The 19,060-nt window shown below is 64.3% G+C and carries 20 protein-coding genes, 1 tRNA gene and 1 pseudogene; 16 read left to right on the top strand and 6 right to left on the bottom strand.

Annotation, left to right across the window (positions count from 1 at the left end):
* Positions 1 to 8: 8 nt before the first annotated feature.
* Together ACYJP6_RS18350 and ACYJP6_RS18345 are read right to left on the bottom strand one after the other, a co-directional pair.
* The gene (locus tag ACYJP6_RS18350) at positions 9 to 947 is read right to left on the bottom strand and encodes a DUF58 domain-containing protein (protein WP_459476557.1); all 939 of its coding nucleotides are present in this window, start codon (positions 945 to 947) and stop codon (positions 9 to 11) included.
* 1 nt (position 948) lies between these two features.
* Positions 949 to 1,908, bottom strand: coding sequence for an AAA family ATPase (locus ACYJP6_RS18345; protein WP_145010049.1), 960 nt, complete (start codon positions 1,906 to 1,908; stop codon positions 949 to 951).
* A gap of 315 nt (positions 1,909 to 2,223) precedes the next feature.
* Between ACYJP6_RS18345 and ACYJP6_RS18340 the strand changes: the two genes are divergently transcribed.
* Positions 2,224 to 4,314: an LTA synthase family protein gene (locus ACYJP6_RS18340; RefSeq protein WP_459476555.1), complete on the top strand. Its 2,091-nt coding sequence runs from the start codon at positions 2,224 to 2,226 to the stop codon at positions 4,312 to 4,314.
* Between the two features lie 69 nt (positions 4,315 to 4,383).
* On the opposite strand, the gene ACYJP6_RS18335 is transcribed toward ACYJP6_RS18340, so the two are convergent.
* From ACYJP6_RS18335 to ACYJP6_RS18325, 3 genes and pseudogenes are all read right to left on the bottom strand, one after another.
* Complete coding sequence (locus ACYJP6_RS18335; protein ID WP_160923550.1) at positions 4,384 to 4,599, bottom strand: cold shock domain-containing protein; 216 nt, start codon at positions 4,597 to 4,599, stop codon at positions 4,384 to 4,386.
* A 120-nt stretch (positions 4,600 to 4,719) separates the two neighbouring features.
* Positions 4,720 to 5,028 (bottom strand): annotated as a pseudogene (locus ACYJP6_RS18330) (cold shock domain-containing protein membrane protein); the annotation flags it as partial.
* A 166-nt stretch (positions 5,029 to 5,194) separates the two neighbouring features.
* Positions 5,195 to 5,665 (bottom strand): Dps family protein, encoded by a 471-nt coding sequence (locus tag ACYJP6_RS18325; protein ID WP_459476553.1) that lies wholly within the window; start codon positions 5,663 to 5,665, stop codon positions 5,195 to 5,197.
* A gap of 212 nt (positions 5,666 to 5,877) precedes the next feature.
* Between ACYJP6_RS18325 and aspS the strand changes: the two genes are divergently transcribed.
* From aspS to ACYJP6_RS18250, 15 genes are all read left to right on the top strand, one after another.
* Positions 5,878 to 7,653 carry an aspartate--tRNA ligase gene (gene aspS / locus ACYJP6_RS18320; RefSeq protein ID WP_459476551.1) on the top strand — a complete coding sequence of 592 codons (1,776 nt, stop codon included), beginning with the start codon at positions 5,878 to 5,880 and terminating at the stop codon, positions 7,651 to 7,653.
* A gap of 109 nt (positions 7,654 to 7,762) precedes the next feature.
* Positions 7,763 to 8,509 (top strand): YebC/PmpR family DNA-binding transcriptional regulator, encoded by a 747-nt coding sequence (locus tag ACYJP6_RS18315; protein WP_459476549.1) that lies wholly within the window; start codon positions 7,763 to 7,765, stop codon positions 8,507 to 8,509.
* Positions 8,509 to 9,069 (top strand): crossover junction endodeoxyribonuclease RuvC, encoded by a 561-nt coding sequence (ruvC, locus tag ACYJP6_RS18310; protein ID WP_459476547.1) that lies wholly within the window; start codon positions 8,509 to 8,511, stop codon positions 9,067 to 9,069. The genes ACYJP6_RS18315 and ruvC overlap by 1 nt, the downstream gene beginning before the upstream one ends.
* Positions 9,070 to 9,116: 47 nt before the next feature.
* Positions 9,117 to 9,719: a Holliday junction branch migration protein RuvA gene (ruvA, locus tag ACYJP6_RS18305; protein ID WP_459476545.1), complete on the top strand. Its 603-nt coding sequence runs from the start codon at positions 9,117 to 9,119 to the stop codon at positions 9,717 to 9,719.
* Between the two features lie 3 nt (positions 9,720 to 9,722).
* On the top strand, positions 9,723 to 10,775 hold the full coding sequence (gene ruvB, locus ACYJP6_RS18300) for a Holliday junction branch migration DNA helicase RuvB (protein WP_459476543.1): 1,053 nt from the start codon (positions 9,723 to 9,725) through the stop codon (positions 10,773 to 10,775).
* Positions 10,776 to 10,826: 51 nt separating this feature from the next.
* The gene (gene ybgC / locus ACYJP6_RS18295) at positions 10,827 to 11,276 is read left to right on the top strand and encodes a tol-pal system-associated acyl-CoA thioesterase (protein ID WP_459476541.1); all 450 of its coding nucleotides are present in this window, start codon (positions 10,827 to 10,829) and stop codon (positions 11,274 to 11,276) included.
* 2 nt (positions 11,277 to 11,278) lie between these two features.
* Positions 11,279 to 11,971: a protein TolQ gene (gene tolQ, locus ACYJP6_RS18290; RefSeq protein ID WP_132832092.1), complete on the top strand. Its 693-nt coding sequence runs from the start codon at positions 11,279 to 11,281 to the stop codon at positions 11,969 to 11,971.
* An 11-nt stretch (positions 11,972 to 11,982) separates the two neighbouring features.
* Positions 11,983 to 12,429 (top strand): protein TolR, encoded by a 447-nt coding sequence (tolR, locus tag ACYJP6_RS18285; protein WP_145010022.1) that lies wholly within the window; start codon positions 11,983 to 11,985, stop codon positions 12,427 to 12,429.
* Complete coding sequence (gene tolA, locus ACYJP6_RS18280; protein WP_459476538.1) at positions 12,429 to 13,532, top strand: cell envelope integrity protein TolA; 1,104 nt, start codon at positions 12,429 to 12,431, stop codon at positions 13,530 to 13,532. The genes tolR and tolA overlap by 1 nt, the downstream gene beginning before the upstream one ends.
* Positions 13,529 to 14,827, top strand: coding sequence for a Tol-Pal system beta propeller repeat protein TolB (gene tolB / locus ACYJP6_RS18275; protein WP_459476536.1), 1,299 nt, complete (start codon positions 13,529 to 13,531; stop codon positions 14,825 to 14,827). Before tolA ends, tolB begins: the two co-directional genes overlap by 4 nt.
* Before the next feature lie 59 nt (positions 14,828 to 14,886).
* Positions 14,887 to 15,408, top strand: coding sequence for a peptidoglycan-associated lipoprotein Pal (gene pal / locus ACYJP6_RS18270; RefSeq protein ID WP_007160328.1), 522 nt, complete (start codon positions 14,887 to 14,889; stop codon positions 15,406 to 15,408).
* Positions 15,409 to 15,414: 6 nt separating this feature from the next.
* Positions 15,415 to 16,242 carry a tol-pal system protein YbgF gene (gene ybgF / locus ACYJP6_RS18265; protein ID WP_459476533.1) on the top strand — a complete coding sequence of 276 codons (828 nt, stop codon included), beginning with the start codon at positions 15,415 to 15,417 and terminating at the stop codon, positions 16,240 to 16,242.
* 71 nt (positions 16,243 to 16,313) lie between these two features.
* The gene (gene queE, locus ACYJP6_RS18260) at positions 16,314 to 16,964 is read left to right on the top strand and encodes a 7-carboxy-7-deazaguanine synthase QueE (protein WP_459476530.1); all 651 of its coding nucleotides are present in this window, start codon (positions 16,314 to 16,316) and stop codon (positions 16,962 to 16,964) included.
* A gap of 2 nt (positions 16,965 to 16,966) precedes the next feature.
* A complete protein-coding gene (queC, locus tag ACYJP6_RS18255; protein WP_459476528.1) occupies positions 16,967 to 17,641 on the top strand; it encodes a 7-cyano-7-deazaguanine synthase QueC in 675 nt (224 codons plus the stop codon).
* A 59-nt stretch (positions 17,642 to 17,700) separates the two neighbouring features.
* A tRNA-Lys gene (locus ACYJP6_RS18250) sits at positions 17,701 to 17,776 on the top strand.
* Positions 17,777 to 17,951: 175 nt separating this feature from the next.
* Here ACYJP6_RS18250 and ACYJP6_RS18245 read toward each other — a convergent pair.
* A complete protein-coding gene (locus ACYJP6_RS18245) occupies positions 17,952 to 18,830 on the bottom strand; it encodes a site-specific integrase (RefSeq protein WP_459476877.1) in 879 nt (292 codons plus the stop codon).
* Positions 18,831 to 19,060: the final 230 nt, after the last annotated feature.

Below are 19,060 nucleotides of genomic sequence, written 5' to 3'. Positions count from 1 at the left end.
GCCGGGAGTCACGAGGTATACCCCGGCCGGTGCTGGCGCAGCAGATGGCGCAACTGCTCGACCAGATCGTCCGCCGTGGACAGCGGCAACAGCGGAATGCCCAGGCGCAGGCTGAGCTGCGTCCAGCGTTCGCGGCGTTGCGCCGCCTGTTCGGCGTACCCCTGGCGCACGTCGGCGCGGTCGGTGTCCAGCTCGACCTCGGCCTGGCCGCTGGTGAAGCGCAGCAGGCCAGCCTGCGGCAATTCATGGTCGAGGGGGTCGGAGAGTGGCAGCAGTACCAGGTCGCTGTGCCGGGAGAGCAGGGTGAGATGCTGTTCGGTCGCCACATCCAGGCTGCGCTCGTCGCAGATCACCAGGGCCAGGCTGCCGGGGCGCAGTACCTCGCGGGCACGCCGCAGGACCTGGTTGAAACTGATGCGCGGCACCTGGGCCAGGGCCGGATCCTGCAGCGCCCGGTTGGCGTTGAGCAGATGGTCGAAGAAGCGCAGCAGATTCTGCTTGCTGCGCCTTGGCCGTACCTCGTGCAGGCGCTCGCCGCCGAAGATCATGCCGCCGATGCGGTCGTTGTGCTCCAGCACCGCCCAGCCGATCAGGGCGGCGAGGCGGCCGGCCAGGACCGACTTGAATTGCTGGCGGGTGCCGAAGAAGGTGCGCGGGCTCTGCTCCAGCAGCAGATAGACCGGGCGCTCGCGTTCTTCGTGGAACAGCTTGGTATGGGGCTCGCGGGTGCGGGCGGTGACCCGCCAGTCGATGGCCCGCACGTCGTCGCCCGGCTGATAGGCGCGGACCTGGTCGAAGTCCACGCCGCGACCGCGCAGGCGCGAGTGGTGCAGGCCGATCAGCGGGCTGCGTCGGCCGGCGGCGGAAAACAGCTGCACCTCGACCACCCGGTGGCGCATCTCGATGAGCTCGGCCAGGCCCAGGGTCACACCGTTGCGCTCGGCCATCTCAGGCCACGGCCACCAGATCGAGGATGCGTTGCACCACCCGGTCATGGTCGATGCCGGCGGCTTCCGCCTCGAAGGACAGGATGATGCGATGGCGGAGCACGTCGAAAACCACCGCCTGGATGTCCTCCGGACTGACGAAATCCCGCCCGGCCAGCCAGGCGTGGGCCCGGGCGCAGCGATCCAGGGCGATGGAGCCGCGCGGACTGGCGCCGTAGGTGATCCAGTGCGCCAGGTCCTGGTCGAAGCGGCCCGGGGTGCGGGTCGCCATGATCAGCTGGATCAGGTACTCCTCCACGGCGTCGGCCATGTACAGCCCGAGGACCTCGCGCCGCGCCGCGTTGATGGCGGCCTGGGTGACGCGCTGGGTCGGCAGGGTTTCACCGTCCAGGGCCTCGCCCCGGGCCTGGGCCAGGATGCGGCGCTCCACCGCGGCGTCCGGGTAGCCGATCTTGACGTGCATCAGGAAGCGATCGAGCTGAGCCTCGGGAAGGGGATAGGTGCCTTCCTGCTCGATGGGATTCTGGGTGGCCATCACCAGGAAGAGGTCGGGCAGGGCGTAGGAGGTACGGCCGATGCTCACCTGGCGCTCGGCCATGGCCTCCAGCAGCGCGGACTGGACCTTGGCCGGCGCCCGGTTGATCTCGTCGGCCAGCACCAGGTTGTGGAAGATCGGTCCCTGCTGGAAGGAGAAGCTCGCGGTGTCGGGCCGATAGATCTCGGTGCCGGTGATGTCGGCCGGCAGCAGGTCGGGGGTGAACTGGATGCGATGGAAATCCGCCTCCAGGCCTTCCGCCAGGTCCTTGATGGCCTTGGTCTTGGCTAGCCCCGGGGCACCCTCCACCAGCAGGTGACCATCCGCCAGCACCGCGATGAGCAGGCGCTCCACCAGGGTTTCCTGGCCGAGGATCTGGCTGGTCAGGTAGGTGCGAAGCACCTGCAGAGCGTCACGGTGAGCCATGGGGCATCCTGAATACGGCGCTGGAGCGGTGGAGGGGCGGCAATTTTACTGCAAGCGGCGGCTGCCGCCCATGCCTGCGCCGAGGTCGCCGGCAGAGCAGCGTTTGACGAATTTTTGACGATCCCTGGCGCAGGCTGGGCGACCGCCGGCGCGGCGGAGGTCTCGCTTCGGCCATTCACCGGCTTGCCAGGCTGGCGCGACGCCGTTGGACGGTTAAACTCCACCGCCTGCCAATGCGCTCGGGCCTCTGGCTCGCCGATCCCGAGCGGCCTCGCCACCGCTGCGAATCCTCGCTCCCTTTGACAAGGTGTTTTCATGTCGCCAACGGAAGTCCCGCAATCCCCACGCGCCGCAGGCGTCCGGCCCCTGCCGACGCTGGGCAGCCACCTGAGTTTCGTCCTGGGCTGCGGCCTGGCGCTGATGGTCATGTTCTCCCTGCTGCGCCTGGCGCTGCTGGGCTACAACACCGATCTGATCGGCGCCTCGCCATTCGCCACCTTCGCCGAAGCCTTTTTCAACGGCGCGCGCTTCGATCTGCGCCTGGTGGTCTATCTCTGTGTGCCCTCGCTGCTTTGTCTGGTCAGCGTCCGGGCCATGGCCGCGCGGCGGCTCCAGGCTGGCTGGTTCACCCTGGCGGCGAGCCTCTGCCTGCTGCTGGGCGTGGCCGAACTGAACTTCTATCGGGAATTCCACCAGCGACTGAACAGCCTGGTGTTCCAATACCTGCAGGAAGACCTGCACACCGTTACCAGCATGATCTGGAACGGCTTCCCGGTGGTGCGCCTGCTGCTGGCCTGGGCCGTGGCGACCCTGCTGCTGGGCCTGGTGTTCTTCGGTATCGAGCGGGCCACCCGCCGCCATGTGCCGGCGCGGCCGGCGCCCTGGTATCGCCGCGGCGCGGTGTTCCTGCTGTGCCTGGTGGTGGCGGTGATCGCCGCCCGCGGCACCCTGAGATCCGGTCCGCCGCTGCGCTGGGGCGATGCCTACACCACGGATTCGATGTTCGCCAACCACCTCGGCCTGAACGGCACCCTGACCCTGATCAATGCCGCCGAGAACAGCTTCTCCGATCACCGCGACAACAGCTGGAAGGCGACCATGCCGGCCGCCGAGGCCCTGGCCGTCACCCGGCAGACGCTACTGACCCCGCGCGATGAGCTGATCGATGCCGACAAGGCCGCCATCCGCCGGGTCTACACCCCGCCCGCCGAAGGCAAGTTGCCCCAGGTGCGCAACGTGGTGGTGATCCTCATGGAAAGCATGGCCGGGCGCTACATCGGCGCCCTTGGCAATCAGGACGGCATCACGCCGAACTTCGATGCCCTGGCCAAGCAGGGCACCCTGTTTACCCGCTTCTTTTCCAACGGCACCCATACACACCAGGGCATGTTCGCCACCATGGCCTGCTTCCCCAACCTGCCGGCCTTCGAGTACCTGATGCGCACGCCCGAGGGTGCCCACCAGTTCTCCGGCCTGCCGCAGCTGCTCAGCACCCGCGGCTTCGACGACGTCTACGTCTACAACGGCAATTTCCAGTGGGACAACCAGTCCGGCTTCTTCAGCAACCAGGGCATGACCAGTTTCGTCGGACGTGAGGACTTCGTGAATCCGGTGTTCATGGACCCGACCTGGGGCGTTTCCGACCAGGACATGTTCGATCGCTCGGTGCAGGAGCTGGACAAGCTGGCCAAGGCGCCGGACGGCAAGCCCTTCTATGCGCTGCTGCAGACCCTGTCCAACCACACGCCCTATGCGCTGCCCAAGGACCTGCCGGTCACCCCGGTCACCGGGCACGGTTCCCTCGACGAGCACCTCACCGCCATGCGCTACGCCGACTGGTCGCTGGGGCAATTCTTCGCCAAGGTGAAGAAAGAGCCCTGGTACCAGAACACCCTGTTCGTCATCCTCGGCGACCACGGTTTCGGCAACAACGAGCAGATCACCGAGATGGACCTGTCGCGCTTCAACGTGCCCTTGCTGCTGATCGGTCCGGGCGTGCAGGAAACCTTCGGGCCCCGTCGCGACACCGTGGGCAGCCAGATCGACGTGGTACCCACCGTCCTGGCCCGCTTTGGCCAGCCGACCCAGCACCAATGCTGGGGCCGCGACCTGCTCGGCCTGCCCCAGGGCGACCAGGGCGTCGCCGTGATCAAGCCCTCGGGCAGCGACCAGACCGTCGCCCTGGTGACCGGTGACCGCATCCTGGTCAAGCCACGCGACCGCGATGCCGTGCTCTATCGCTACCACCTAGGTACCGAGGCCGGCGGCGAGGTGGTCAAGGGTGATGCCAGCGTGCCCGAGCTGCAGAAGCGCCTGGAGGCCTTCATCCAGACCGCTACCGCCAGCCTGCTCGGCAACACCACCGGCATGACCGACAGCAAGGCCGCCGCGGCCCAGCGTCAGTAACTGCCGCCCGAGGACTCTCGTCCCAAAACAAAGGCCGCCCGAGGGCGGCCTTTGTTTTTGCCGGCAGGATCAGGCCGCGATGACCACGTCTTCGGCCTGCAGACCCTTGTCGCGCTGGATCACCGAGAACTCCACGCGCTGGCCTTCCATCAGCACCCGATGGCCTTCGCCACGGATCGCGCGGAAGTGCACGAAGATATCGTCGCCGGTGTCGCGGGAGATGAAGCCGAAGCCCTTGGAGGTGTTGAACCACTTCACCGTGCCGCGCTCGCGGTCGTCGGCCAGCGGCCGTGCCGGGGCGGCGACGGTCGCGGCGGGGCGAGCCACCGGGCGCGGGCGATTCTCCACCTCGGCAGCCGTCGCGGTGCCGGCCGGAGCACGAAACTTTTCCGGCAGGCTGGCCAGGGCGGCGACCAGGGTCAGTCCCAGGGGCAGCAGTTCGGCGGGCAGGCCACCGATGTGGGAGAGCGGGGCGAGCAGGATGAAGGTCTGCATCACGACGGCGATCACCAGCAGGGCGCTGGCGAGCTTCTGCACGCCGCTGCTGCGGCTGCGGGAGAAGGGCGTGAAGAGGAGGGTGGCGAGACCCAGCAGGGCCAGATGGATGGACTCGGGTTGATCGAAGGACGAGGTGTCGGACTGCAGTCCGGGAATAGCCGATAACAGGAGCGCGGCTGCGCCCACCACGACATGGACAGTAGATAACGTGTTCAATGTGAAATCACCTTGGGGTCAAGAACACGGGTCTGCCGAAACTGCCGGGATGAAGACCGACAGCGGAATGACCCGGCGCGGAACGCGCGTTCTTATTAAACCCAAAAGGTGAGGGGCACTCAATCGTGGCGCCGTCGCGGCACGTGGTCCGCGACGGCGCGGCGACTCAGGCGGCGAGCAGGCTGCGCAGCATCCAGGCGGTCTTCTCGTGGGTCTGCATGCGCTGGGTCAGCAGGTCGGCGGTGGGTTCGTCGTTGACCTTGTCCAGCAGCGGGAAGATGCCCCGCGCGGTGCGCACCACGGCTTCCTGGCCCTGCACCAGCAGGCGGATCATCTCCTGGGCGTCCGGTACCCCTTCCTCTTCCTTGATGCTCGACAGGCGTGCGTAGGCGGCATAGGTGCCCGGCGCCGGGAAGCCCAGGGCGCGAATGCGCTCGGCGATGTCGTCCACCGCCACGGCCAGCTCGGTGTACTGGGTCTCGAACATCAGGTGCAGGGTGTTGAACATCGGCCCGGTGACGTTCCAGTGGAAGTTGTGGGTCTTCAGATACAGGGTGTAGGTGTCGGCCAGGAGGCGCGACAGGCCCTCGGCGATCTCGGCGCGATCCTGTTCGGCGATTCCGATGTTGATTTCCATGCTGACGGCTCCTTGTGCGTCGGTTGCGAAGGGGGTCGAGGCTATCACAGAACCGCTGGCCGTTTAGCCAGTGGTTGTGTCGTAAGTGGCACTGTGATGTTCGGTACAATGATACGGAATGATATAGAATCTCCCGTTCAGTCGAGCGCCCGGTCTTGCCGGCCCGGCGCCTCCACGCATTCAGCCTGTTCTAGAGAAGCGAAAACACCATCATGATGCGCAGCCACTATTGCGGCCAGTTGAACGAGAGCCTGGACGGCCAGGAAATCACCCTCTGCGGTTGGGTCCACCGCCGCCGTGACCACGGCGGGGTCATCTTCCTCGACATCCGCGATCGCGAAGGCCTGGCCCAGGTGGTGTTCGATCCGGATCGCGCCGCGACCTTCGCCAAGGCCGACCGGGTGCGCAGCGAGTACGTGGTCAAGATCACCGGCAAGGTGCGCCTGCGTCCCGAAGGCGCGCGCAACGCCAACATGGCGTCCGGCGCCATCGAGGTGCTGGGCTACGAGCTGGACGTGCTCAACGAGGCGGAAACCCCGCCGTTCCCGCTCAATGAATACACCGACGTCGGCGAGGAAACCCGCCTGCGCTACCGCTTCATCGACCTGCGTCGCCCGGAGATGGCCGAGAAGCTCAAGCTGCGCTCGCGCATCACCTCCAGCATCCGCCGCTACCTGGACGAGAGCGGCTTCCTCGATGTCGAGACGCCGATCCTGACCCGTGCCACCCCCGAGGGCGCCCGCGACTACCTGGTGCCCAGCCGCACCCATCCCGGCAGCTTCTTCGCCCTGCCGCAGTCGCCCCAGCTGTTCAAGCAGCTGCTGATGGTCGCCGGCTTCGACCGCTACTACCAGATCGCCAAGTGCTTCCGCGACGAGGACCTGCGCGCCGACCGCCAGCCGGAATTCACCCAGATCGATATCGAGACCAGCTTCCTCGATGAACAAGACATCATGGACATCACCGAGACCATGGTGCGCAACCTGTTCAAGGAAGTGCTGGACGTCGAGTTCGGCGAACTGCCGCACATGACCCTGGCCGAGGCCATGCGTCGCTTCGGCTCGGACAAGCCGGACCTGCGCATCCCACTGGAACTGGTGGACGTGGAAGACCAGCTCAAGGACGTCGACTTCAAGGTCTTCGCCGGTCCGGCCAACGATCCCAAGTGCCGCGTCGCCGCCCTGCGCGTACCGGGCGGGGCGAGCATGCCGCGCAAGCAGATCGACGACTACACCAAGTTCGTCGGCATCTACGGCGCCAAGGGCCTGGCCTACATCAAGGTCAACGAGCGCGCCGCCGGCGTCGAAGGCCTGCAGTCGCCGATCGTCAAGAACATCCCGCTGGACAACATCAACGTCATCCTCGACCGCGTCGGTGCGGTCGACGGCGATATCGTCTTCTTCGGTGCGGACAAGACCAAGATCGTCTCCGAGGCCCTGGGCGCGCTGCGCATCAAGCTCGGCCACGACCTGAAGCTGCTGACCTGCGAGTGGGCGCCGCTGTGGGTGGTCGACTTCCCGATGTTCGAGGAAAACGACGACGGCAGCCTGACCGCCATGCACCACCCCTTCACCTCGCCCAAGTGCAGCCCGGACGAGCTCAAGGCCAACCCCGGTGCCGCGCTGTCGCGCGCCTACGACATGGTGCTCAACGGCACCGAGCTGGGCGGCGGTTCCATCCGTATCCACGACAAGAAGATGCAGCAGGCCGTCTTCGAGGTGCTGGGGATCAGCGAAGCGGAACAGGAAGAGAAGTTCGGCTTCCTGCTGGACGCCCTCAAGTTCGGCGCCCCGCCCCATGGTGGCCTGGCCTTCGGCCTGGATCGCCTGGTCATGCTGATGACCGGTGCCTCGTCCATTCGCGAAGTCATCGCCTTCCCGAAGACCCAGAGCGCCGCCGACGTCATGACCCAGGCGCCCGGCGCGGTCGACGCCAAGGCCCTGCGCGAGTTGCACATCCGCCTGCGCGAGCAGCCCAAGGCGGAATAAGCCTTACCGGAGGAGGGCGGCCCGGGTGGGTGCCTTCCGTTTCCTTCGTTTCACTGCGCCGCGGCCCTCGTCGTCGGGCGCAGTCTTCGTCAAGACAGTGGAGTAGCTCATGGCCGGTCATTCCAAATGGGCCAACATCAAGCACCGCAAAGAGCGCCAGGACGCCAAGAAAGGCAAGATCTTCACCAAGATTATCCGTGAACTGACCGTGGCCGCGCGCCAGGGCGGCGGCGTGCCGGCGGACAACCCCCGCCTGCGTCTGGCGGTGGACAAGGCGCTCACCGCCAACATGACCCGCGACACCATCGACCGGGCCATCGCCCGTGGCGTGGGCGCTGGCGAAGGCGAGAACGTCGAGGAACTGACCTACGAAGGCTATGCCCCGAGCGGCGTCGCCATCATCGTCGAGGCCATGACCGACAACCGCAACCGCACCGCGGCCGAAGTCCGCCACGCCTTCAACAAGTGCGGTGGCAACCTGGGCACCGACGGCTCCGTCGCCTACCTGTTCGAGCGCAAGGGCCAGATCAGCTATGCGCCCGGCCTGGACGAGGACGCCCTGATCGAAGCGGCCCTGGAAGCCGGTGCCGACGACGTGGTGGCCAACGACGATGGCTCCATCGACGTCTTCACCAGCTTCGCCGACTTCATCGCCGTCAACGAAGCCCTGACCGCCGCTGGCTACAAGGCCGACGAGGCCGAGGTGACCATGATCCCTTCGACCTCCGCGACCCTGGATCTGGAAACGGCGCAGAAGGTGCTCAAGCTGATCGACATGCTCGAAGACCTGGACGACGTGCAGAACGTCTATTCCAACGCCGACATCCCCGACGACGTCATGGCGCAGCTGGGCTGATGTCCCTCTACGAGCGCCTGCCGCCGGATGCCGCCGGTACACTGGTCCTGGGGATCGACCCCGGTTCCCGGCTGACCGGCTTCGGCGTGGTGCGCGATACCGGGCGCGGCTGCGAATACGTCGCCTCCGGTTGCATCCGCACCGGCAATGGCCCGCTGCCGGAACGGCTGCAGATCGTCTATCGCGGCGTGCGCGACGTCATCGCCCAGTACGGGCCGGTGACCATGGGCATCGAGCAGGTGTTCATGGCGCGCAACGCCGACTCGGCGCTCAAGCTGGGCCAGGCCCGCGGCGCGGCCATCGTCGCCGGTACCGAGGGTGGACTGGAGATCTGCGAATACACCGCCAGCCAGGTCAAGCAGGCGGTGGTCGGCAACGGCGGAGCGGACAAGCAGCAGGTGATGCTGATGGTCATGCACCTGCTCCGGCTGACCGAGAAGCCGCAGATCGACGCCTCCGATGCCCTGGCCATCGCCCTTTGCCATGCCCACACCCGGCAGAGCCTGGTGCCCCATGGCCTGCTGGCGACCCGGCGGCGCGGTGGTCGCCTGCGTCTCTAGTCTGCTCCGCTCAAACATCTCGCTCCAAGGTTTAGGAAGGTATCCCTGTGATCGGTCGTCTACGTGGCACCCTGGCGGAAAAACAGCCGCCCCATCTCCTGCTCGACGTGGGTGGAGTCGGCTACGAGGTCGAAGTGCCCATGACGACCCTTTATCGGCTGCCCGCCCAGGGCGAGGTCGTCACATTGCATACCCACCTCGTGGTACGGGAAGATGCGCACCTGCTGTACGGGTTCGGGGAAAAACGCGAGCGTGAGCTGTTTCGCGAGCTGATCCGGCTCAACGGTGTCGGCCCCAAGCTGGCCCTGGCGTTGATGTCCAGTCTCGAGGTGGATGAATTGGTTCGCTGTGTGCAAGCCCAGGACACCTCCGTCCTGGTCAAGGTACCCGGGGTCGGCAAGAAGACCGCCGAGCGCCTGCTGGTCGAGCTCAAGGACAGATTCAAGGCCTGGGAAAACCTGCCCGCCATCGCCCCCCTGGTATTACCGAACCAGGCGCCCACTGCCGTCAGCGCCGAAGCCGACGCCGTCAGCGCCCTGGTGGCCCTGGGCTTCAAGCCCCAGGAGGCCAGTCGCGCCGTCGCCGCCGTGGAAGGGGAAGACCTTTCCAGCGAGGAACTCATCCGTCGCGCCCTGAAGGGCATGGTCTGACCCATGATAGAAACCGATCGTCTCATCTCGGCCGGTGGCCGCGACCGCGAGGAATTCCAGGACCGCGCCATCCGCCCGGTGCGCCTGGCGGACTACATCGGCCAGCCGGTGGTGCGCGACCAGATGGGGCTGTTCATCCAGGCCGCCAAGGGCAGGGGAGAGGCCCTCGACCATACCCTGATCTTCGGCCCGCCCGGTCTGGGCAAGACCACCCTGGCCAACATCATCGCCCAGGAAATGGGGGTGTCCCTGAAGAGCACCTCCGGCCCCGTGCTGGAACGGCCGGGTGATCTCGCCGCGCTGCTGACCAACCTGGAAGCGGGCGATGTGCTGTTCATCGACGAGATCCATCGGCTCTCGCCCATCGTCGAGGAGGTGCTCTATCCGGCGATGGAGGACTACCAGCTCGACATCATGATCGGCGAAGGCCCGGCGGCGCGTTCCATCAAGCTGGATCTGCCGCCCTTCACCCTGGTCGGGGCCACCACCCGCGCCGGCATGCTGACCAATCCGCTGCGTGACCGCTTCGGGATCGTCCAGCGGCTGGAGTTCTACGGCACGGCGGATCTCGCCACCATCGTCACCCGTTCGGCCGGCATCCTCGGTCTCGCCATCGAAGCCGAAGGCGCCCTGGAGATCGCCCGCCGGGCGCGGGGCACGCCGCGGATCGCCAACCGCCTGCTGCGCCGGGTGCGCGACTTCGCCGAGGTACGCGGGAAGGGCCATATCAGTCACGACATCGCCAGTCGCGCCCTGGATCTGCTGGACGTCGATGCCCAGGGCTTCGACCACCAGGATCGGCGCCTGCTGCTGACCATGATCGACAAGTTCGACGGCGGCCCGGTCGGGGTGGACAGCCTCGCCGCCGCCATCAGCGAAGAGCGTCACACCATCGAGGACGTGCTGGAACCCTATCTGATCCAGCAAGGCTATATCATGCGCACGCCGCGCGGACGGGTGGTCACCCGGCATGCCTATCTGCACTTCGGGCTCAACCTGCCCACTCGTCTGGCCCAGGGCGGTACGCCCGATCTGTTCGAGGTCAATGGTAACTGAATGCAGTTGCGAATATTTCTGATTGGCAACGGCGAGGCTAGGTTCTAGAGTATGCACGCGCAACCGCGGAGCCCGTCGCCGCCCGTCCTCAGGTGTCGTGTCTACTACGAAGATACCGATGCCGGCGGCATCGTCTATTACGTCAATTACCTCAAGTTCATGGAGCGCGCCCGCACCGAGCGATTGCGCGGGCTGGGCTATGCCCAGTCCGAACTCGCTCGGGACAATCTGCTCTTCGTCGTCCACAGCAGCGAAGCGCGCTACCATGCGCCCGCGCGCCTGGATGACGAACTGCTGATCGGTGCCGAGGTGGTCGAAGCGAAGCGCGCCAGCCTCAGGTTTCACCAAGAGGTTCGACGCGCGAAGGATGATGTCCTGCTCTGCGAAGGGTGGGTGACGGTCGCCTGTGTGCGTGCCGATAGCTTCAGGCCCAGGGCGATGCCCGAAACCATGCGAACGGTTCTTGCCGGAAATCCGGCTTCTATTCAATCAGGAGATTAAGCGTGCAACCCAACGTCGACCATACGTCCATGTGGAGCCTCATCGCCAACGCCAGTCTGGTGGTGCAACTGGTGATGCTCATCCTGGTCGCAGCCTCCGTCACGTCCTGGATCATGATCATCCAGCGTGGCAATGCCATGCGCGCCGCCAAGCGGTCCCTGGATGCCTTCGAGGAAAAGTTCTGGTCGGGCATCGACCTGTCCAAGCTGTATCGCCAGGCCGGTAGCAATCCCGACCCGGATTCCGGCGTGGAGCAGATCTTCCGCGCCGGTTTCAAGGAGTTCTCCCGTCTGCGCCAGCAGCCCGGGGTCGATCCCGATGCGGTCATGGAGGGCGTCGCCCGGGCCATGCGCGTGGCCATCTCCCGTGAGGAAGAGAAGCTCGAGCAGGCCCTGCCGTTCCTGGCCACCGTCGGTTCCACCAGCCCCTACGTGGGTCTGTTCGGTACCGTCTGGGGCATCATGAACTCCTTCCGCGGGCTGTCCACCGCCCAGCAGGCGACCCTGGCCACCGTGGCGCCCGGCATCGCCGAAGCCCTGATCGCTACCGCCATCGGTCTGTTCGCCGCCATTCCCGCCGTCGTGGCCTATAACCGCTTCGCCGCCCGCTCGGAAATGCTGATCAACCGCTACTACACCTTTGCGGACGAATTCCAGGCCATCCTGCACCGCAAAGTCCACACCAGCGACGAATAAAGAGGTATCCCATGGTCCCTCGCCGCCAGAAACGCAAGCCCGTCGCCGAGATGAACGTGGTGCCCTACATCGACGTGATGTTGGTGCTCCTCGTCATCTTCATGGTGACGGCGCCCATGCTCAACCAGGGCGTCAAGGTCGACCTGCCCAAGGTCGACAGCCAGGCCCTGCCGCAGGACAACGACAAGCAGATCCTCACCGTATCGGTGAAGGCCGACGGTACCTACTACTGGAACGTCGGTTCCGAGGTGGATACCGACCAGAAGGCCAAGTCCGAGACCGCGGTGTCCTTGCCACAACTGAGTCAGCAGGTCGGCGCCATCATGCGCCAGCGGGCCGACACCCAGGTGTTCATCCGCGGTGACAAGGCCGCCAACTATGGAGTCGTCGCCGGCGCCATGGGGGCCTTGCAGCAGGCCGGCGTGCCCAACGTCGGGTTGATTACCGAGGCACCCTGATGCGACACCGCGAGCGTTCGTCGTCCGAAAGTTATTTCTGGCCGGTCATCTGGGCAGTCGCCCTGCATGTGCTGATCTTCGGCCTGCTGTTCGTCAGCTTCGCCTTCACCCCTGAGTTGCCCCAGTCCCGCCCGGTGGTCCAGGCGACCCTGGTCCAGCTCAAATCCAAGAGCTCGGCGCAGGTCCAGACCGAGCAGAAGCTGGCCGGGGAGGCGAAGAAGACCGCGGCCAAACAGTACGAGCAGGAACAGCTGGAGCAACGCCGCCAGCAACAGGAAGCCCAGCGTGAAGCGGCGGCGGCCAAGGCGGCTCAGCAACAGAAGGAAGCCCAGCAGCAGGCCGCGGAACAAAAGAAAGCCGACGACGCTCGAAAGGCGCAGCAAGCGGAAGCGGCGGCGAAAGCCGCCGAAGCCAAGGCTGAAGCCGAGAAACAGGCGGAGGCCGCCAAGGCGACCGCGGAAGCCAAGCAAGCCGCCGAGCAGAAGAAACAGGCGGACATCGCCAAGAAGAAAGCCGACGAAGCGGCCAAGCAGAAGGCGGCTGACGAAGCGGCGAAGAAAGCCGCGGCAGAGGCGGCCAAGCAGAAGTCCGCGGAAGAAGCCAAGCAGAAGGCTGCGGCCGAGGCTGCCAAGAAAGAGGCAGCGGCGGAAGCGGCGAAGAAGAAGGCCGCTGACGACGCCAAGAAGAAAGCCGCCCAGGCGGCCGCTCGCAAGGCGGCGGAAGACAAGAAGGCGCAGGCCCTGGCCGAGCTGTTGTCCGATGATACCCAGCGGCAGCAGGCGCTGGCCGATGAGCAGGGCGACGAGGTGGCTTCGAGTTTCGATGACCTGATCGTGCGTCTGGTCAGCGAGCAGTGGACGCGTCCGCAATCGGCCCGCAACGGCATGAGCGTCGAGGTGCAGATCAACATGTTGCCGGATGGCACCATCACCGGCGCGACCGTGACCCGTTCCAGTGGCAACAAGGAATTCGATAATTCAGCGGTGTCGGCCGTGCGTAACGTCGGTCGTATCCGTGAGCTGCAGCAGCTGGATCGCAAGAGCTTCGATCAGCTGTACCGTCAGCGCCGCATGATCTTCAAACCGGAGGACCTGAGTCTGTGAACACCCTGATCCGTTACATCCTGCTGGGCCTGGTCCTGGTGGTGGGCTCCGCCCAGGCGGCCGATCCGCTGGTGATCTCCAGCGGTAGTGATCGCGCCATCCCGATCGCCGTCGTGCCCTTCGGCTGGCAGGGTGGTCAGCCGCTGCCGGAAGACCTGGCGAATATCGTCAGCGACGACATGCGCAACTCCGGGGTGTTCTCGCCGATTCCGCGGCAGAACATGCTCAGCCAGCCGAGCCAGGCCAGCGAAGTCATCTTCCGTGACTGGAAGGCGCTGGGCGCCAACTACGTGCTGGTCGGCAGCGTCGTGCCCAATGGCGGTCGCCTGCAGATCCAGTACGCCCTGTTCAACGTCTCCACTGAGCAGCAGGTGCTGACCGGCAACGTCGGCGGCAGCACCGATCAGCTGCGCGACATGGCGCACTTCATCTCCGACCAGGCCTATGAAAAGCTCACCGGAGTGAAGGGTGCCTTCTCGACGCGCATCCTCTATGTGACCGCCGAGCGCTTCTCCGCGACCAATACTCGCTACACCCTGCAGCGTGCCGACTACGATGGCGCCCGTGCGGTCACCCTGCTGCAGTCCCGCGAGCCGATCCTGTCGCCGCGCTTCGCCCCGGACGGCAAACGCATCGCCTATGTCTCCTTCGAGCAGCAGCGTCCGCGCATCTTCATGCAGTACATCGACACCGGCCGCCGCGAGCAGCTGACCAACTTCGAAGGCCTGAATGGCGCCCCGGCGTTCTCGCCCGACGGCAATCGCCTGGCGTTCGTGCTGTCCAAGGACGGCAATCCCGAGATCTATGTGATGGATCTCGGCTCCCGTGCCATTCGTCGAGTGACGAATGACTCGGCCATCGATACCGAGCCCTTCTGGGGCAAGGATGGCCAGACCATCTACTTCACTTCCGACCGTTCCGGCAAGCCGCAGATTTACAAGACCAGCGTCAGTGGCGGTGGTGCTGAGCGCGTGACTTTCGTCGGTAACTACAACGCCAACCCGAAACTTTCGGCGGATGAAAAGACCCTCGTCATGGTGCATCGCCAGGAAGGTTTCACCAACTTCCAGATCGCGGCGCAAGACCTCCAGCGCGGCTCTGTACGGGTACTTTCCAACACCAGCCTGAACGACTCGCCCACTGTTGCGCCCAATGGCACCATGCTAATCTACGCCACCCGCCAGCAGGACCGAGGCGTACTGATGCTTGTCTCCATCAATGGTCGCGTCCGGATTCCTATTCCCACCGCCCAGGGCGATGTGCGCGAGCCTTCCTGGTCTCCTTACCTGAACTGACGGCTAATTAGAAAAGTCCTTAGATACACCAACATTGCGGTTCTTTTAGGAGTTACATGATGGAAATGCTGAAATTCGGCAAGTTCGCCGCGCTGGCTCTGGCCATGGCTGTGGCCGTGGGCTGTTCCTCCAAGGGCGGCGACGCCTCCGGTGAAGGCGCTGGCGCTGGCGCTGGCGCCGGTGCCGTTGATCCGAACGCTGGCTACGGTGCCAACTCCGGTGCCGTCGACGGCAGCATGGGCGACGAAGCCGCTCTGCGCGCCATCACCACCTTCTACTTCGAGTACGACAGCTCCGACCTGAAGCCGGAAGCCATGCGCGCTCTGGACGTTCACGCTCGTGACCTGAAGGCCAGCGGCCAGCGCGTCGTCCTGGAAGGCAACACCGACGAACGCGGCACCCGCGAGTACAACCTGGCTCTGGGCGAGCGTCGTGCCAAGGCCGTTCAGCGCTACCTGGTGCTGCAGGGCGTTTCCCCGGCTCAGCTGGAACTGGTTTCCTATGGCAAAGAGCGTCCGGTCGCCGTCGGTCACGACGAAGCTTCCTGGGCTCAGAACCGTCGCGTCGAGCTGAAGAAGTAATAATCGATGTCTAAGCGCCTGCAATTCTTGATCGCCCTGACCCTCGGTGTACCGGTTGTCGCCGGGGCTCAGGTTCCCGTCCAGGATGGTAGTTATGGCACCACCCAGTCCGCTGGGCAGGGCTATGGCAACTCAGGCGCGGCCAGTGCCGGAAACGGGGCTCCCGTTTCCGGCATGGGTCAACTGTTCATGCAGTTGCAGCAGATGCAGGACGACATCGCTCGCCTGCGTGGCCAGGTCGAGGTTCAGGAAAACGAGATCCGCCAGCTCAAGCAGGAAGGGTTGGATCGTTACCAGGATCTGGATGGCCGTATCTCCCAGCTTTCTTCCGCTCCGGCCGGTGCCGGTGCTGGAGCGGCTGCAGGTGCTGCCCAAGGGGGCGCCATCGCGGCCAACAATACGCCGACTCCGCCCGCTGCTGCCGGAGCGCCGGCAGCCAGTAGCGAACCGGGTGATCCGGCGAAGGAAAAGCTGTACTACGACGCTGCCTTCGATCTGATCAAAGCCAAGGATTTCGACAAGGCCAGCCAGGCGTTCAACGCCTTCCTGCGCAAGTATCCCAACAGCCAGTACGCCGGCAATGCCCAGTACTGGTTGGGTGAGGTGAATCTGGCCAAGGGCGACCTGCAAGCCGCCGGCCAGGCGTTCGCCAAGGTCAGCCAAGCCTATCCCACCAGCAACAAAGTGCCGGATTCGCTGTACAAATTGGGTGGGGTCGAGCAGAAGCTCGGTCGCACCGATCGGGCCAAGGGCATGTACCAGCAGGTCATCAGCCAGTATCCCGGAACCTCCGCTGCGCAGCTGGCGCAGCGGGATCTGAAAAGCCTGCCCTAGCGCAGGCTTTTTTCTTCTATCTACCGCAACGGAGGCGGATGGCCTGTTTAGCCGTCACGCCCGTGGCTTCTATGCAAAAAGATACCCTACGTCTTACCGAAATCTTCTATTCGCTCCAGGGCGAAGCCCGCACCACCGGTCTCGCCACCGTCTTCGTTCGCCTCACCGGCTGCCCCTTGCGCTGCCAGTACTGCGACACGGCCTATGCCTTCACCGGCGGCGAGATACACCACCTCGATGCCATCCTGGAGCAGGTCGCGAGCTATCGGCCGCGCCACATCTGCGTGACCGGCGGCGAGCCGCTGGCCCAGCCCAACTGCCTCGTGCTGCTGGAGCGCCTGTGCGACGCCGGCTACGAGGTGTCGCTGGAAACCAGCGGCGCCCTGGACGTCAGCGGCGTCGACCCGCGCGTCAGCAAGGTGGTCGATCTCAAGACCCCGGGCTCGGGCGAGGTGGGGCGTAACCTCTATGCCAACATGGCGCACCTCACGCCCAACGACCAGGTCAAGTTCGTCATCTGCTCCCGCGAGGACTACGATTGGGCGGTTTCCAAGCTGATCGAGTATCGTCTGGAGCAGCGCGCGGGCGAGGTGCTGTTCTCGCCCAGCCATGGCCAGGTCGTGCCACGCGAGCTGGCGGAGTGGATCGTCGCCGACAACCTGCCGGTACGCTTCCAACTGCAGTTGCACAAGATTCTCTGGAACGACGAGCCTGGACATTGAGCATGAGTCAGCCTAAAGCGGTCATCCTTCTTTCCGGTGGGCTGGATTCCGCCACCATCGTCGCCATGGCCAAGGCCCAGGGCTTCGCCTGCTATACGATGAGCTTCGACTATGGCCAGCGCCACAGGGCCGAGCTGCAGGCCGCCGAGCGTGTGGCGCGCCAGCTGGGTGTCGTCGAGCACAAGGTGATCGGCCTGGATCTCAACGGCATCGGCGGCTCGGCGCTCACCGATCCGGACATCGCCGTCCCGGAAACGCCAGGGGAGGGTATTCCCGTCACCTATGTGCCGGCGCGCAATACCGTGTTCCTGTCACTGGCGCTCGGCTGGGGCGAGGTGCTGGGCGCCCGGCACCTCTTCATCGGGGTCAATGCGGTGGACTACTCCGGTTATCCGGATTGCCGTCCAGAGTTCGTCGAAGCCTTCGAGCGCCTCGCCAATCTCGCCACCAAGGCCGGTGTGGAAGGGGATACCTTCAAGATCGAGGCACCGCTGCAGTTCCTCTCCAAGGCGCAGATCGTCCATGCCGGTACCCAGCTCGGCGTGGACTATGGTCTTACCGTGTCCTGCTACCAAGCCAATGCCGAAGGCGAAGCCTGCGGTCGCTGCGACAGCTGCCGCCTCCGCGCCGATGGCTTCCAGGCGGCCGGAATTCCAGACCCTACGCGCTACCAGTAAAAATTTTCATCTAGGGTGTTGATTATCCTGGGGAAATCGCTAGAATGGCGGCCACTAACGGGTCGTTAGCTCAGTCGGTAGAGCAGTTGGCTTTTAACCAATTGGTCGTAGGTTCGAATCCCACACGACCCACCATCTCCACCAGAAACCCTCCGCAAGGAGGGTTTTTGCGTTCTCGCAGCTAAACAAGCAGCCGTCTGTGGCGGAATCTAGCCTCGCGGTTTGATGATGTCAAACTGAATCAGCTGGCGCCCTGAGCCTTGCGCTGCATGGCCTCGGCGCAATTTCGTACGTCAGCTGCGCTGTGTAGCTATCCACGCCTTACTATCGCTGTAAGCGGTCTCGTCCCATTGCTGATCCATTCTGCGAGCTGATCGAACGCTTCTGGCGTGGAGGGTCCGGAGATGCTCCCTGGTTGCTGAAAGGGTAGGGGAGGGCGTGGCCTGGGTTGATCCAGTCGCTGTTCCTGGCATTGCCGCGCGCTGCAATCCACTCGAGCGATCAGGTTCCTCGGTACCTTATCGGCACGTTCTTCGAGGACATGACGCATCTGGTGTGGATCCGTCTCTATGTATTCCATCGTGGTAGCGATGCTCGAGTGGTTCAGCAGGGCCTTGGCCACGTGAATGTTGCGATCCGCTTGTCGCATTAGGTCGGACGCCAGGGTGTGCCTGAACCGATGGGGAGTCATCCGAGTCCCTACTATCGCCGTCAGCTTTCTATACATTGCCTCAATCTGATTAATATCCATAGTTTCTCGTCTGTAATGCGAGGAGAACCTATTAACGTTAAATAGCTGGTCCGTGGCTTTGAAATGCAGAGAGTCTGCCCACGCTACAATGCGGTCTATGTACTCATAAAGAGGTCCAGGAATGGGTAGGAGAAACTCTTTGTGAGTCTTGTCTCCTTCGCTTCGAACATTAATAGTTCTACGTCTTAGGCAGACGTCTCGTCTCTGTATACTTAATAAAGAATTCAGGCGAATTCCGGTATAGTGAAAGGTTTCGTAGACAGATAGCCAGAACCAAGCTGGGGTTATGCTGCTACGTTCGCCTGATACCCGTTCGATCTCTTGTAGCCTGATAAGCTGGTTGCGGCCCTGAGTAATGGCCTCATGAGGTACAGTTTTTTTCCGCTTTCTGGGTGGAACTACAGAGGTGTCAGTGAAGGGGTTTTTACGGAGCGTCAATAGGTCTTGAGAAATGGCGTATCCGAAAAGCGTTTTGAGATGACTGGCGTACGTGTTCCAGCTGCGCTTGGCTAAGCCTGAATCCAAGGCCTCCTTGCGCCAGATCAAAACATCTCGATGATGTAGCTTTTCGAGTTCGACGTCATCGCCAAATCTTCTGCTTAATGCCCGGGCTGCTGCTAGGTAGATAACTCTAGTTGCTGGCCTGAGATCGTGAGTATCATTGTATG

This window comes from Pseudomonas sp. No.117, assembly GCF_054558395.1.
This window is presented reverse-complemented; position numbering and strand designations above follow the sequence as displayed.